Here is a 13,299-nt window from a genome sequence, read left to right as displayed (position 1 = left end):
CCGCATGACGCGTTGTGCCGTGCTCGGGTCGCCGATCGCGCACTCGTTGTCGCCGGCCATGCACCGGGCCGCGTACGCCGAGCTCGGGCTCGACTGGCGGTACGACGCCTTCGAGGTGGCCGAGGACGAGTTGCGCGGGTTCGTCGCGTCGCTGGGTGATGACGTCCGGGGGTTGTCCCTGACGATGCCGTTGAAGCGGGTCGCCCTCGAGCTCGTGGATACCGTCGACCCGGTCGCGGAGCTGATCGGTGCGGCGAACACGATGGTGTTCGAGGCGGACGGATCGCGGTCCGCGTACAACACCGACGTACCGGGGCTGGTGAACGCGTTCGCCGAGCGCGGCATCACGGTCGCGGACTCCGCCATCGTGATTGGCGGGGGAGCGACGGCGGCGTCGACGCTGGCCGCCCTGCGGAGTATGAAGGTCAGCGAGGTGACCGTTGTCGTCCGCGACCGGTCGAAGGCGGAACGGCTGCTCGACCTCGCCGCCGAACTGGGACTCCGGACTTCGGTTGCAGATTTTTCCCAGATCGAGCAAACCGGAGGGTTCGATCTGTGCGTCTCAACAGTGCCTGGTGGAGCAATCGATCCATGGGCGGGCCATTTCGCGAACGTCGCCCCGGTGGTGTTCGACGTGGCCTACCACCCATGGCCGACCCAGCTCGCCATCGCGGCGCACCGGATCGGTACAGAGCTGTTGAACGGGCTTGATCTCCTTGTGCACCAGGCGACTCTCCAAGTGGAGATGATGACAGGTAGGTCGCCTGCACCGCTGGCGGCCATGAGAGCCGCAGCACGTGAGGAGCTCAACGATCGTGAGCCAGCTTGACCGCCGTACCGTTCTGAAGGCAGGCGGCGCCGTCGCCGCCCTGACCGTAGCCTCCGCTCCTCAAGCGATGGCTGCCGCACCGAACTGGAACCGGCTGTCCAGATCGCTCCAGGGCGGCAAGCTCTTCATGCCCTCGACACCCGGGTACGCCGCTGCTCACCAACTCTTCAACCCGCGCTGGGATTCGGTGCAGCCGGCCGCGGTCGTCCGCGCCGCGAAGACCGCCGACGTCATCAGCACGATCAACTTCGCCCGGGACAACAAGCTCGTGCTGGTGCCGAAGGGCGGCGGCCACTCGTACGTCGGCGCATCCGTGATCAGCAAGGGCATCCAGCTCGACGTCGGTCCGCTGCGCGGGATGACGTACGCGAAGAACGGCGTACTGACCGTCGGTGCCGGCGCGCGCCTGTACGACGTCCACGCGTTCCTCGACCGGTATGGTCGCTCGCTGCCGACCGGGACCTGCCCGACCGTCGGTGTCGCCGGGCTCACCCTCGGCGGTGGGATGGGCATCCACACTCGCGCGTGGGGTCTGACCTGTGACCGGGTGGTCGGGATGAGCGTGGTCACCGCCGATGGCAAGGCGCGCGTGATCAACGCCAAGTCCGACCCGGACCTGTTCTGGGCGCTGCGTGGTGGTGGCGGTGGCAATCTGGCCGTCGTCACGTCGTTCCAGTTCGCGACGATCCCGGCCGCGAAGATCGGGTTCTTCCGGCTGACCTGGCCGGAGGCTCGCGCGGCCGCTGTCGTTGCCGGCTGGCAGAAGTTCATCCAGCACGCCGCGAGTACGGCGTGGGGCAACCTGCATCTCGATGCCAAGAGCAACGGAACCGTGTCGGTCCACGTGCTCGGTATCTCGACCACCGGCAACGCGGCCGCGGCGGCTGCACAGCTGGAGTCGTTCGTCGGCTCGAAGGCGACCGCGCGTTCGATCACCGTCAAGACGCACATGGAGGCGGTGAAGTACCTCGGCGGCGGCACGACCAGCCCGCGCACCGGGTTCCTCGCCGGGTCCGACGTCCTGCGGGCGCCGATGAACGCGTCGTCCATCAACGCGCTGATCGGTGCGGTCAAGTCCGCGGCGCGCGCCAAGACTCCGGCCGCCGCGATCATCGACCCACTCGGCGGACAGGCCGCCAAGCAGCCGGCCGGTGGTGCAGCCTGGCCGTGGCGCTCCGCACTCGGCGTTATCCAGTGGTACGTCGGGACCGTCGCGCACCCGTCGTCGGCCCAGCTGAAGGCCGCGCAGACGTTCATCGATCACGGTCATGGCGCGGTCCGCTCGTTCTCGGCCGGCGGCTACGCCAACTACGTCGAGGCCCGCCGCGGCGTCGGCACGTACTACGGCAGCAGCCTGCCCCGGTTGCGCGCCGTGAAGAAGAAGTACGACCCGCAAGGCTTTTTCCACACCCCGTACACCTTCGTTTAGCTAATCTCCCGCCATGAGGTTGTGGCGGGGGATTGCAGGAGTGCTGGCGCTCGGATTCGTGGCGGCCGGGGTGACGCCCGCTTGGGCGTGCGCCTGCGGCGGCTATCTGCCGAGCCTGGAGTCACGGGCCCGGGCGTCGGGCGAGAAGGCGTTGGTCCGGTACGACGATCGCGGGGTCGAGGAGATCACGCTTTCGATGGCGATCAACGGGTCGTCGAAGAAGGCCGCTTGGATCATGCCGGTGCCGAACCCGGCCAAACTCGAGCTCGGGGACACCAACCTGTTCCCGCGGCTCGACGAGGTGACGGCACCGAAGGTCGTCGAGCGTACGACGTACTGGCCGTTCCGCGGTCTCGACCTGATGGAGCGGGACGGCGCCTCGGCCGGTGCTGCGCCGGGCGGTGGGGTGAACGTGCGGGAGCAGATGACGCTCGGGCCGTTCGAGATCGCCCGCCTGGGTGGCAGCAGCGGGACCGCGGTGACCGACTGGCTGCGCACGAACGGGTACGTCGTACCGGACAGTCTCGGCGGCAACCTGAAGCCCTACGTGAGCGAGGGCTGGGAGATCGTCGCGGTGAAGCTGGCGCCGAAGTCGGCCGATGAGAGCCTGGGTGGTTCGACACCGCCGCTGCGACTGACGTTCGACTCCGACAAGATCGTCTACCCGATGCGGTTGAGCAAAGGCGCGACCACCCCGCAGGCCGTGACCGTGTACGTCGCTGCCCCGCATCGCGTCGACCCGACTGTGCTGCCGGTCGCGGGGCTCCAGCCGACGCTCCTGTACGCCGGTCGTGCGCAGGACCCCGCGCTGACGGCGCCGGCGGACTTCCTGACTGCGTTCGAGGTCATCTATCGCGAGCCGGGGCAGATCACCTCCGACTTCACGTTCGCCAAGGCGGCGACCGACGAGCCGTACCAGCGGATCGAGTACATCACCCGGAACGAGCCGGTCTGGAGCACGATCGGCGTACTGGTCGCTGCACTCCTCCTGATCGTCGGCGGTTTTGCGCTGTTCCGGAGGCGGTCTAGGCTCCAGGATCGTGCCGGCTGACAACGCGTTGCTCGCCGCAGGGGTTGGGGTAGTCCTCTGCGGGCCGACGGCGTTCGTCCTCGGCCCGTGGCTGATGCGACGGATCCCCGAGCCGGAACTCGAAGAGGGCGACACGAAGATCCCGTACGCCGACCTGGCCGGCCCGCGCGCGTCGTACTGGTGTGGTGGGCTGGCCGCTGTCTCCGGCGGACTGCTCGGCTGGGTACTCGGTACTGACGCTGCGCTGGCCGCCTGGCTGCTGCTCGCGGTGGCCGGTGCGGTGCTCGGCTACATCGACGCGCGGACGCGGTATCTGCCGTCGGCGATCATCTGGCCGTCGTACGCCGTGATCGGGCTGGCGCTGGTCACGGCGGCCCTGGTGTCGGGGGAGTGGGGCTCGTTGCGGCGGGCCGCGATCGCGGGAGTGATCGGGTTCGGCGTGTTCTACCTGCTGTGGTTCGCGTTTCCGCGCGGGGTCGGGTTCGGTGATGTGCGGTTGTCCGGGCTGCTGGGGATCGCGCTCGGATGGCTCGGCTGGGGTGAGTTCGCCAGCGGCCTGTACGGCGGGTTCTTCCTCGGCGCGGTGGTCGGGATCGTGCTGATCGTCGCCAGGGTGATGACGCGCAAGCAGATGGTGCCGTTCGGCCCGTTCATGCTGATCGGCGCGCTCGCCGGGGTGTTCGTCGGGGGACCGTTGGAGCGGCTCTACGCCGGATAGCTGACCCATCCTCTCCACCAGATGGCTGATGTGAGCGAACCCCGCGTTTTCGTAGGTTCGAACCAGTCGAACTAGTGGGGAGAACGACATGCCAATCAGCCGCCGTGGACTACTGGCCGGCACCGCCGCAACCGGAGCCGGACTCGCGGTCCCGATCACCAGTGCTGCTACCGCATCAGCCATTGGAACCGTTGCTGCCGGCGAGAAGATCCGGCCGGGTGACGCGCGGTACGCCGACCTCGTGCAGCGCGGTCAGAACAAGCGGTTCACCGCCAAGCCGGAGTACGCGCGGGTGATCCGGTCGACCGAGGACGCCGTACGGGCTGTGCAGGAAGCGGTTCGGGCTGGGAAGCGGATCGCGGTTCGCAGTGGCGGACACTGCTTCGAGGACTTTGTCGACTCGAGCGACGTCCAGGTGCTGCTCGACATGTCGACGTACGACGATGTCACCTTCGACGAGCGCTACCGGGCCTTCTCGATCGGGGTCGGGGCGACGCTGGAGAAGGTCTACAAGGATCTGTTCTACGGCTGGGGTGTGACGCTTCCGGCCGGTGGCTGCCTCGGTGTCGGGGTGGGCGGTCACTTCGCCGGGGGCGGGTATGGGCCGCTGTCGCGCAAGTACGGATCGGTGGTCGACCACCTGTACGGCGTCGAGGTGGTCGTCGTCGACAAGCACGGCCGGGCGCGCTCGGTGGTCGCGACTCGCGACAACGCGCACAGCGATCTGTGGTGGGCGCACACCGGCGGCGGTGGCGGGAACTTCGGTCTGGTCACCCGCTACCTGATGCGGTCGGCCGGTGCGACCGGCCGAGACCCGTCGGAGTCGTTGCCGAAGGCCCCTTCCGAGTTGCTGTCGAACGTCATCGTCTACGACTGGAAGACGATCGGGAAGGCCGGGTTCGTCCGCGCGGTGCGGAACTTCTTCGCCTTCTTCGAAGCCAACAACAGCGCCGATTCGCCGTACGCGACCTTGTACAGCCCGTTCATCCTGTCGAGCTCGTCGACCGGCGGCTTCCTGATGTCGAACCAGCTGGACGCCTCGGTCCCGAACGCGGCCGGGCTGCTGAAGACGTTCACCGACGCGATGCTCGCCGGGCTCGACCCGAAACCGCAGGTGTACGGCGGCGGTGCCGGACCGTTCCTGGTCACCACGATCCAGCGCTCGATCGCGGCCGGGCCGAACACGACCCGCAACAAGTGGAAGGCCGGCTACCTGCGCAAGGGCTACACCGACGCGCAGATCGAGACCATCCACGCGCAGCTCAACGACGCGAACAACACGGCTGCCGAGACGTCGATCCTGCTCATCCCGTACGGCGGCAAGGTGAACACGGTCAAGTCCGACGCGACCGCCAACGCGCAGCGCGACGTGATGGCCAAGATGGTGATGTCCGTCAGCTGGAACGACTCGGCAGAGGACGCGAAGCACCTGGCCTGGGCCCGGAAGTCGTACGCCGATCTCTACCGCGAGACCGGGGGAGTCCCGGTACCGAACGCGACCAACGCCGGGTCGTACATCAACTACCCCGATGTCGATCTGGCCGATCCGGCGTACAACAAGTCAGGCGTGCCGTGGCACGACCTGTACTACCTGGGCAACTACCCGCGGCTGCAGCAGATCAAGTCCACCTGGGACCCGCGGAACGTCTTCACCCATCGGTTGGCCATCCAACCTGCGTGAAATGGTCGTGAGAGATCGGTGAGATGCCTCCCCCGGAGAGTGGTTGAACGCGAACACCACCTTCCGGGGGAGACACCTCTCATGAAATTGCGACGTATCCATCTGGCGGCCGGCACGGTGCTGGCCGGCCTGGCTCTGACACTGAGCGGCTGCTCGGACTCCGGTTCGACCGACGCCGGTAAGGAGCCGACCACGCAGTCCACCACTTCCGCACCCAAAGCACAGACTGGCGGTGGGTCGGCTGAGGGCTTCTGCGCGGCGATCGAGAACGGTGGCGGGTTCGATCTCAGCAACTGGAGTCAGCCGCAGAAGGACCCCGCGTTCCGCGAGAAGCTGATCAAGCGGTTCGCCGCCCTGGTCGACGCGGCGCCGACCGACCTGAAACCGTCCATGCAGGACGTCGCCGTCGGCTACGAGGAGCTCTCGGCCGGCAAGGTCTCGGAGGCTGACCAGGCGAAGATCGCCAAGTACGCGAAGGCGATCACCGCGCTGAACGCGTGGATGCAGACGAACTGCCCGAACCTGAAGAAGCCTGCGGCGGGCTGACCGATGCGGATGAAAGCGTTGTTGCTGGCCGGCTTCGAGCTCGGCCTGCTGATCACGATCCTGACCGCCTGCGGAGACACGACCGCCCCGAACGGGCTGCCGGCCAAACCGCCCACGCCGACGAGCGGTTCGGCGACTCTCCCTGCGACGTCCGGTACGCCGGTGCCGGGGACCACCGGCGTACCGGGCACGAACGGCCCTTCACAGGGGAACGGGCCGTTGCCGGCGGTGTGCGCGGCGCAGTCGGTCCCGGCCTTGTGCGTGACCTTCAACCTGACAGGGGCGACCACAGTGACAGGGTCGAACTGGGTGTACGCCGAGATACCCGATGCCAACCTGCCCGATTCGACCTGCCCGGAGTACGGCGCCAGCACCCTGGAGTCCGACGAGCCCGGCCTGCCAAAGGTCAACAAGGTCATCGGCACCGAGGCGATCGAGGCCACATTCACCGCCGACAAACCAGGTGACGGCGCCGGCGTCGAGGGCGCGGAAGCCAGCGGCTCGATCGTCATCGACGACGTGACCTACGAGGCCGAAGACGGCACCGCAAAGATCGACCTCAACCGCGACGGCTCCGGCAAACTAGTCCTCCCTCGCCTGGTCGGCGGCTCCGGCAGCCTCTCCGGCAGCATCAGCTGGCGCTGCATCGACCCAAAGGAGTAACCCTTCTACCAGCCGGGGTAACGAGCAGCCTCATGCCCCCGCTGGGAGAACTCTCGCACGAAGTCGTCAGCCAGCTCGAGAATCACTTGACGGCCCTCGACGGCGCCTGCCAGTTCCGGCGGCAACGCACTCTCGCCATGGAGAGCACCCAGGATGTTCCCGCAGATAGCACCCGTCGAGTCGCTGTCCCCGCTATGCGTCACTGCCAACGCCAACGCATCCAATAACTGCCCCGGCTCCGGGTAGGCGAGTGCCGCGTACACCCCAATCGCCAACGCCTCCTCAGCCACCCAGCCCCCGCCCAGCTCTTCCACCCGCACTGGCCCATGCCCCGGGGCCGTCGCCGCCTGATGCCGAGCGCCCGCGAGCGCCGTACTGGTCTCCTCATGGCCTTCATGGCGAGTCAGCAGTTCGGCAGTGGCATCAAGCGCCGCTTCCAGCCCGGCCCCACCGCAGATCTCATGCACGATCGCGGCCAACGCCCCCGATGCCAACTTCCCAGTCGGATGCCCATGCGTATACCCCGCTGCCTCAGCCGCCGCATCGAACACCCCCGCGGTCCCGAACCGCTCCGGCAACAACCCGAACGGCGCCACCCGCATCACCCCGCCACACCCCTTCGAGCTGTTCACCGCCTGGACGCCGTACTGCGTGATCCGCGGCCCGCCCTGACGCGCTCCTCGCAGGGCGCCAAGGCAGGTGTTGCCTGGGGCACGGCGGGCGTACAGCCACTGCTCCGCCTGCAGCCAGCCGTCGCGCTCACCACTCGGCGCGGATCGCTGCTGGGTGTCCAGCCAGCGGTCGTAGGCGTGGTGGACGGGAGCCAACGTCAGTCCCAGGCCGCGATCCGAACGGACGCCGGCCCGAATCAGCCCTTCGATCGTGAACAGCGTCATCTGAGTGTCGTCGGTGACGGTCCCGGGTGGCCAACCGGCGCCTCCGGTCACGAACGTCCGCAAGAGCTGTGGGTGCTTCTTGAGGATCTTCCGCCCGCTCTCGAACTCCACCGGAGCCCCCAGCGCGTCCCCGATCGCCCCACCCAGCAAAGACCCTCGCACCCGGCTCCGCCAAGTCTCCAGCGCCTCACGATTCATGGCAGAACCCTATCGATGGTGGTGCCAGCGCTACCCCCAAGACGGGATTCAGCGCCAGTTCGCAACCATTCGCCCGCTCCTAGGGTCGTAAGTACCAACAGACGACCGGCAAGGAGCGCACGATGACCACCAGATTCCGTCGGAACGCCGCCCGCGTGGCCGCCGCGGCACTGGCTACCACTGCGCTCACCGGCGCCGCCCTGGCCGGCGCTTCCGCCGCCACCGCGACCACGAACTGCGCCGCGTCCCCGATCGTGAAGACCTTCGACACCGTCCTGAAGTTCCGCAACGGCTTCACCTCGGACTCCACCACCGACTCCACCACCTGCCGCTGAGTCCGCAGTTGAGACCGGGGTCCGGTGGGCGGAGCGGGCGTGGGAGGATGGCGGCATGCTGCGCTGGCTTACCGCCGGCGAGTCGCACGGACAAGCGCTCGTCGCCGTACTCGAAGGTCTTCCCGCTGGGGTCCAGGTCACCACGGACGATGTGGCCGATGCTCTGGCCCGTCGTCGGCTGGGGTATGGCCGCGGTGCCCGGATGAAGTTCGAGCGGGACGAGGTGACGTTTCTCGGCGGGTTCCGGCATGGGGTGACCATGGGGAGCCCGTGTGCGATCCAGGTCGGGAACACCGAGTGGCCGAAGTGGCAGCAGGTGATGAGCGCGGATCCGGTGGATCCGGCCACACTCGCCGACCTCGCCCGGAACGCGCCGCTGACGCGGCCGCGTCCCGGTCACGCCGACCTCGCGGGGATGCAGAAGTACGGCTTCGACGAAGCCCGGCCGGTGCTCGAGCGGGCCAGCGCGCGGGAGACCGCGGCGCGCGTCGCACTCGGCGAGGTCGCGGCCCGCTTCCTGCGCCAGGCGTACGGCGTGACGATCGTCAGCCACGTCGTCGAGCTCGGCACGGTCAAAGCGCCGTACGGCGTCATCCCGTCGTACGCCGATGTTGCCAAGCTGGACGAGGATCCGGTGCGGTGCCTCGACGCCGACGCGAGTAAGCAGATGGTCGCCGAGATCGACGCCGCGCAGAAGGCCGGTGACACCCTCGGTGGTGTTGTCGAGGTCGTCGTGGACGGTCTGCCGCCGGGTCTCGGCAGCTACGTGCATTGGGACCGGCGGCTGGATTCCAAGTTGGCCGGCGCGCTGATGGGCATTCAGGCGATCAAGGGTGTCGAGCTCGGCGACGGGTTCGAACTGGCCCGGACGCCCGGGTCGAAGGCGCACGACGAGATCGTCGCCGAGGGCGGGAGCGTTCGCCGTACCAGCGGCCGTTCCGGCGGGACCGAGGGCGGCATGAGTACCGGTGAGACGCTGCGCGTCCGCGCCGCGATGAAGCCGATCGCGACCGTGCCGCGGGCACTGCGCACGATCGACACCAGCACCGGTGAGGCCGCGGCCGCGCATCACCAGCGCTCCGACGTGTGCGCCGTACCGGCCGCCGGGATCGTCGCCGAGGCGATGGTGGCACTCGTGCTGGCCGAGGTGTCGCTGGAGAAGTTCGGCGGCGACTCGGTCGGCGAGACCGCGCGCAACCACCAGTCGTACCTGGCGGCCCTGCCGACCACGATCACGCCGCGGGAGTGGACCGAGCAGTGAGCCCTGTTGTCGTTCTCGTCGGTCCGCCCGGTTCGGGCAAGTCGACCATCGCCGCACTCCTGGCCGAGCGGCTGCAGGTGCCGCACCGCGACACCGACGCCGATGTCGAGACCGGAGCAGGCAAGCCGATCTCGGACATCTTCGTCGACTCCGGTGAAGAACACTTCCGTGCCTTGGAGCGCGCGGCAATCGTCGCCGCGCTGGCCCGCGACGGTGAGGTCCTGTCACTGGGCGGCGGCGCAATCCTCGACCCGGCCACCCGCGCCGACCTAGCCGGTCACACGGTGGTTTTCCTGGACGTCTCGCTCGGCGAGGCAGCCAAGCGCGTCGGCCTCAGCGTCGCCCGCCCACTGCTCCTCGGCAACGTCCGCACCCAGCTCCGCACGCTGATGGAAGCCCGCCGCCCCCTGTACGCCGAGGTAGCCAAGCTGACAGTCGAAACCGACGGCAAAACCCCCGACCAGATCACCACCGAGATCCTGGAGCACCTGGCATGACCGACGCGACGCGCATCCAGGTCGCGGCGGCGGCGCCGTACGACGTTGTCATCGGCAACAATCTGCTCGGTGAGCTGCCGGGGTTGCTGGGCGAGGACGTGCAGCGGGTCGCGGTGATTCACCCGCGGGCACTCCGCTCGACCGGCGACGCGATTCGGGACGACCTGGTCGGCTCCGGCTTCACCGCGCATGCGATCGAGATCCCGGATGCCGAAGAGGCGAAGTCCGCCGAGGTGCTGGCCTACTGCTGGTCGGTGCTCGGGCAGGCCGGGTTCACCCGCTCGGACGCGATCGTCGCGGTCGGCGGCGGCACCACGACCGACCTGGGCGGGTTCGTCGCGGCGACCTGGCTCCGCGGGGTCAAGTTCGTGACGATCCCGACCACTCTGCTCGGCATGGTCGACGCGGCGGTCGGCGGCAAGACCGGCATCAACACCGCCGAGGGCAAGAACCTCGTCGGCGCCTTCTGGGAGCCGGCCGGCGTCCTCTGCGACCTCGCCGCCCTGGAAACCCTGCCCCGCAACGACTACGTGAGCGGTCTCGCCGAGATCGTGAAATGCGGTTTCATCGCCGACCCCGTCATCCTCGACCTCGTCGAGAAGGACCCGGCCGGCGCCTCCACCCCGGCGTACCACGCCACCGCCGAACTGATCGCCCGCTCCATCCAGGTCAAGGCCGATTCGGTCGGCGCCGACCTCCGCGAGCGCACCACGGAGGTCGGTGGCGCGATCGGCCGCGAGGCCCTCAACTACGGCCACACCCTCGGCCACGCCATCGAGCGCACCGAACGCTACAAGTGGCGCCACGGCGCCGCCATCAGCATCGGCATGGTCTTCGTCGCCGAACTCGCCCGCGCCGCCGGCCGGCTCGACGACCCCACCGCCGACCGCCACCGCGCCGTACTGGAGTCCCTCGGCCTCCCCACGTCGTACCGAGCCGATGCCTGGCCGCACCTGCAGGACGCGATGAAGCTCGACAAGAAGACCCGAGCCGACCGCCTGCGCTTCGTCATCCTCGACGGCCTCGCCAAACCCACCATCCTCGAGGCCCCCGACCCCAGCCTCCTGATCGCGGCGTACGGCGAGATCAGCTGACGAAGTCGGCCTGGTAGTCGCGCGCCCACTGCAGGTAGGAACGGCCGGGCCGCCCGATGAGCTTCTCGACGGTGTCGTTCACTGGCGCGGGCTCGTGGATATGCCGGGCCCAGTCGTCGAGGAGCGCGTCGGCCGGTGCGTAAGGACCCATTGCCTCCCGGGCCGCGTCGACGGACAACTCCTCGTACCGCAACGGCCTTCCCAGCGCTTCGCCGAGCAGCTTGATCTGCTCCGCGTGAGTCAGGGATTCCGGGCCGGTGATCCGGTAGATCTCGCCGGCGTGCCGGTCGTCGCTCAGTGCCTCGATGGCGACGGCAGCGAAGTCGGCCGGGTGGATCGGCGCGTCGGCGGCATCGGCGTACGGGCCCCGGACGACGTCACCGGTCTTGACCTGCGCCGGTACGTCGAAGGCCCACTGGAGCGCGTTGGACGCGGACAGCTCCAGCCGCAGGAAGGTCCACTCCAGCCCGGACTCGCGGAGTTCCTGCTCGATGGCGTGATGGAACTCGGCGACGGCATGCGGCTGCTCCGGTGCCTCGTCGCTGACCGATTCGGACGACTGGAAGACGATGCGGCGGACGCCGGCGTCCTTGGCGGCGGCGAGGAAAGCCGGCGCGAACCCCGGGACGACCGCCAGCAGGAAGATCGCCGAGACGCCCTCCATCGCCGATCGCAGCGAGGCGGGATCGCCGAGGTCGCCCGCGACGACCTCGCCGGCGGCCGGGAGCCCGGACTTCTCCGGGTCGCGGGTGAGGGCACGGACGGGCCGGCCCGCAGCGACGAGTTGCTCGACGATCGAGCGGCCGACGGGAGCGGTGGCGGCGGTGACCAGAATCATGATGTCTCCTCGGGGTTGCAGTGGTGATTTACAGGGATGAGATGTCGATCGCCGCGGCCAGCGCCGCGAGGCCGGCATCGTTGGGGTGCAGGGCGTCCCCGGCGTCGTAGCTGGAACGGAGCGCGGTGGGGTCGGCCGGGTCGGCCAGTACGGCGGCGAAGTCGACAACTGCGTCGTACTCACCGCTGGTGCGGATCCACTGGTTGACCTGCTGGCGGACGAGCTCGCCGCGCGCCGAATCGAGCATGGAGCCCTTCATCGGCGTGATGGTGCCGCCGACGATCCGTACGCCGTACCGGTGCGCGGCGGTGATCAGTTGGCGATGCCCGGCGATCAGCTGGGCCGCGGTCACGTCGGGGTTGAAGCCGAGATCGTTGAGCCCCTGGCTCACGATCACCGTGCGAACGCCCGGCTGGCTGAGCACGTCGTGGCGGAACCTGTGCAGCGCGCTGACGCCGCAGCACTCCGAGTCCGCGAGCAGCCGATTGCCGGAGAGCCCTGCATTGACCACGCTGAGCCGCCGTCCGGAGGCCGCCACCCGCTCGGCGAGCTGATCCGGGTAGCGGTTGTCGGCGTTCCGGGTGGAGCTGACGCCGTCGGTGATCGAGTCGCCGAACGCGACGACGGCCGATCTGGTGGAGGTCCCGGCGACGTCGACACCCGTCAGGTAGTACGACGAGTGGCTCTCGTCCCGGAAGGCCCCGGCACTCGGGTCGGTCCGGTGCTCACCTGACGCCCGGTACGTCGTCGCGGCGGCAGACTCGTGGAAGGTGGCGGGCCCGGTGGGCGTCGCGAAGTACAGGGTGATCGTGAGGCGTTCGAGCGCGGTGGTCCGCAGCGGGGTGGCGTCGCTGACGGCGTCCTGACCGGCCGGTACGGCGACCGAGGCCAGGTGCCGGAATGTCAGATTGCGCGTCGTGCCCGGCACGGTCGAGGCGCCTGGCCCGGCCTTGGCGACGGTCGCGCCGGTCAGCCGCAGCGGGCCTGTTCCGTACCGGTTCGACAGGCGGACGCGGAGTTGGGAACCACCGGCGCTGATCCGGACGACCTGCCGGAGCGAGGAGTTCGCGAAGCCGTCGAGCGACCAGTTCTTGCCCTGCCAGGTCGCTCCCATCGGGCGCTGAACCGCGCTGGCCCAGGTCCCGGTCCAGCGGTCGGTCCGGGCTGCGGTGGCGGTGGTGGCGCTCGTGGGAGCGGACAGGGCGGCGAGGATGCCGGTTGCGAGGAGGGGGACGGCCAGACGGTGGATTCTCATACCGGCAAATCTGCCGTGATCCGGGCCGC

The 13,299-nt window shown here is 68.9% G+C and carries 14 protein-coding genes; 11 read left to right on the top strand and 3 right to left on the bottom strand.

Annotation, left to right across the window (positions count from 1 at the left end; translation table 11 throughout):
• The first annotated feature begins 4 nt into the window (after nt 1-4).
• The 7 genes from ABD231_RS06240 to ABD231_RS06210 all read left to right on the top strand — a co-directional run bounded on the left by ABD231_RS06240 (nt 5) and on the right by ABD231_RS06210 (nt 6,896).
• The gene (locus tag ABD231_RS06240) at nt 5-829 is read left to right on the top strand and encodes a shikimate dehydrogenase (protein ID WP_344146384.1); all 825 of its coding nucleotides are present in this window, start codon (nt 5-7) and stop codon (nt 827-829) included.
• Nucleotides 816-2,258, top strand: coding sequence for an FAD-binding oxidoreductase (locus ABD231_RS06235; protein ID WP_344146381.1), 1,443 nt, complete (start codon nt 816-818; stop codon nt 2,256-2,258). The genes ABD231_RS06240 and ABD231_RS06235 overlap by 14 nt, the downstream gene beginning before the upstream one ends.
• 13 nt (nt 2,259-2,271) lie before the next feature.
• A complete protein-coding gene (locus ABD231_RS06230) occupies nt 2,272-3,309 on the top strand; it encodes a DUF2330 domain-containing protein (protein WP_344146378.1) in 1,038 nt (345 codons plus the stop codon).
• Nucleotides 3,299-4,006, top strand: a complete 708-nt coding sequence (locus ABD231_RS06225) for a prepilin peptidase (protein WP_344146375.1) — start codon at nt 3,299-3,301, stop codon at nt 4,004-4,006. The genes ABD231_RS06230 and ABD231_RS06225 overlap by 11 nt, the downstream gene beginning before the upstream one ends.
• An 88-nt stretch (nt 4,007-4,094) precedes the next feature.
• On the top strand, nt 4,095-5,687 hold the full coding sequence (locus ABD231_RS06220) for an FAD-binding oxidoreductase (RefSeq protein WP_344146372.1): 1,593 nt from the start codon (nt 4,095-4,097) through the stop codon (nt 5,685-5,687).
• Between the two features lie 81 nt (nt 5,688-5,768).
• Nucleotides 5,769-6,233, top strand: coding sequence for a hypothetical protein (locus tag ABD231_RS06215; protein WP_344146369.1), 465 nt, complete (start codon nt 5,769-5,771; stop codon nt 6,231-6,233).
• Between the two features lie 9 nt (nt 6,234-6,242).
• Nucleotides 6,243-6,896 carry a hypothetical protein gene (locus ABD231_RS06210; protein ID WP_344146366.1) on the top strand — a complete coding sequence of 218 codons (654 nt, stop codon included), beginning with the start codon at nt 6,243-6,245 and terminating at the stop codon, nt 6,894-6,896.
• A gap of 5 nt (nt 6,897-6,901) precedes the next feature.
• On the opposite strand, the gene ABD231_RS06205 is transcribed toward ABD231_RS06210, so the two are convergent.
• Complete coding sequence (locus tag ABD231_RS06205) at nt 6,902-7,990, bottom strand: ADP-ribosylglycohydrolase family protein (RefSeq protein ID WP_344146363.1); 1,089 nt, start codon at nt 7,988-7,990, stop codon at nt 6,902-6,904.
• 122 nt (nt 7,991-8,112) lie between these two features.
• On the opposite strand from ABD231_RS06205, the gene ABD231_RS06200 reads away from it, so the two are divergent.
• The 4 genes from ABD231_RS06200 to aroB are packed head-to-tail and all read left to right on the top strand — an operon-like array spanning nt 8,113 to nt 11,177.
• Nucleotides 8,113-8,325 carry a hypothetical protein gene (locus ABD231_RS06200; RefSeq protein WP_344146360.1) on the top strand — a complete coding sequence of 71 codons (213 nt, stop codon included), beginning with the start codon at nt 8,113-8,115 and terminating at the stop codon, nt 8,323-8,325.
• A gap of 55 nt (nt 8,326-8,380) precedes the next feature.
• A complete protein-coding gene (aroC, locus tag ABD231_RS06195; RefSeq protein ID WP_344146357.1) occupies nt 8,381-9,586 on the top strand; it encodes a chorismate synthase in 1,206 nt (401 codons plus the stop codon).
• A complete protein-coding gene (locus ABD231_RS06190) occupies nt 9,583-10,083 on the top strand; it encodes a shikimate kinase (RefSeq protein WP_344146354.1) in 501 nt (166 codons plus the stop codon). The genes aroC and ABD231_RS06190 overlap by 4 nt, the downstream gene beginning before the upstream one ends.
• A complete protein-coding gene (gene aroB / locus ABD231_RS06185) occupies nt 10,080-11,177 on the top strand; it encodes a 3-dehydroquinate synthase (protein WP_344146351.1) in 1,098 nt (365 codons plus the stop codon). The genes ABD231_RS06190 and aroB overlap by 4 nt, the downstream gene beginning before the upstream one ends.
• On the opposite strand, the gene ABD231_RS06180 is transcribed toward aroB, so the two are convergent.
• Nucleotides 11,170-12,015 carry an NAD(P)H-binding protein gene (locus tag ABD231_RS06180; protein ID WP_344146348.1) on the bottom strand — a complete coding sequence of 282 codons (846 nt, stop codon included), beginning with the start codon at nt 12,013-12,015 and terminating at the stop codon, nt 11,170-11,172. The genes aroB and ABD231_RS06180 overlap by 8 nt on opposite strands.
• Before the next feature lie 28 nt (nt 12,016-12,043).
• The gene (locus tag ABD231_RS06175) at nt 12,044-13,270 is read right to left on the bottom strand and encodes an SGNH/GDSL hydrolase family protein (RefSeq protein ID WP_344146345.1); all 1,227 of its coding nucleotides are present in this window, start codon (nt 13,268-13,270) and stop codon (nt 12,044-12,046) included.
• Nucleotides 13,271-13,299 lie beyond the last annotated feature (29 nt).

The sequence above is a fragment of the Kribbella yunnanensis genome (assembly GCF_039529655.1).
Taxonomy (GTDB): domain Bacteria; phylum Actinomycetota; class Actinomycetes; order Propionibacteriales; family Kribbellaceae; genus Kribbella; species Kribbella yunnanensis.
Note: the sequence above shows the minus strand (reverse complement) of the source record. Positions and strands in the feature narration are given on the sequence as shown.

Excerpts from the sequence above, each read along its gene's own strand:
- ABD231_RS06240 (WP_344146384.1), top strand. The coding sequence starts at position 5 with ATGACGCGTTGTGCCGTGCTCGGGTCGCCGATCGCGCACTCGTTGTCG.
- ABD231_RS06230 (WP_344146378.1), top strand. The coding sequence starts at position 2,272 with ATGAGGTTGTGGCGGGGGATTGCAGGAGTGCTGGCGCTCGGATTCGTG.
- ABD231_RS06220 (WP_344146372.1), top strand. The coding sequence starts at position 4,095 with ATGCCAATCAGCCGCCGTGGACTACTGGCCGGCACCGCCGCAACCGGA.
- ABD231_RS06215 (WP_344146369.1), top strand. The coding sequence starts at position 5,769 with ATGAAATTGCGACGTATCCATCTGGCGGCCGGCACGGTGCTGGCCGGC.
- ABD231_RS06210 (WP_344146366.1), top strand. The coding sequence starts at position 6,243 with ATGAAAGCGTTGTTGCTGGCCGGCTTCGAGCTCGGCCTGCTGATCACG.
- ABD231_RS06205 (WP_344146363.1), bottom strand. The coding sequence starts at position 7,990 with ATGAATCGTGAGGCGCTGGAGACTTGGCGGAGCCGGGTGCGAGGGTCT.
- ABD231_RS06200 (WP_344146360.1), top strand. The coding sequence starts at position 8,113 with ATGACCACCAGATTCCGTCGGAACGCCGCCCGCGTGGCCGCCGCGGCA.
- aroC (WP_344146357.1), top strand. The coding sequence starts at position 8,381 with ATGCTGCGCTGGCTTACCGCCGGCGAGTCGCACGGACAAGCGCTCGTC.
- aroB (WP_344146351.1), top strand. The coding sequence starts at position 10,080 with ATGACCGACGCGACGCGCATCCAGGTCGCGGCGGCGGCGCCGTACGAC.
- ABD231_RS06180 (WP_344146348.1), bottom strand. The coding sequence starts at position 12,015 with ATGATTCTGGTCACCGCCGCCACCGCTCCCGTCGGCCGCTCGATCGTC.
- ABD231_RS06175 (WP_344146345.1), bottom strand. The coding sequence starts at position 13,270 with ATGAGAATCCACCGTCTGGCCGTCCCCCTCCTCGCAACCGGCATCCTC.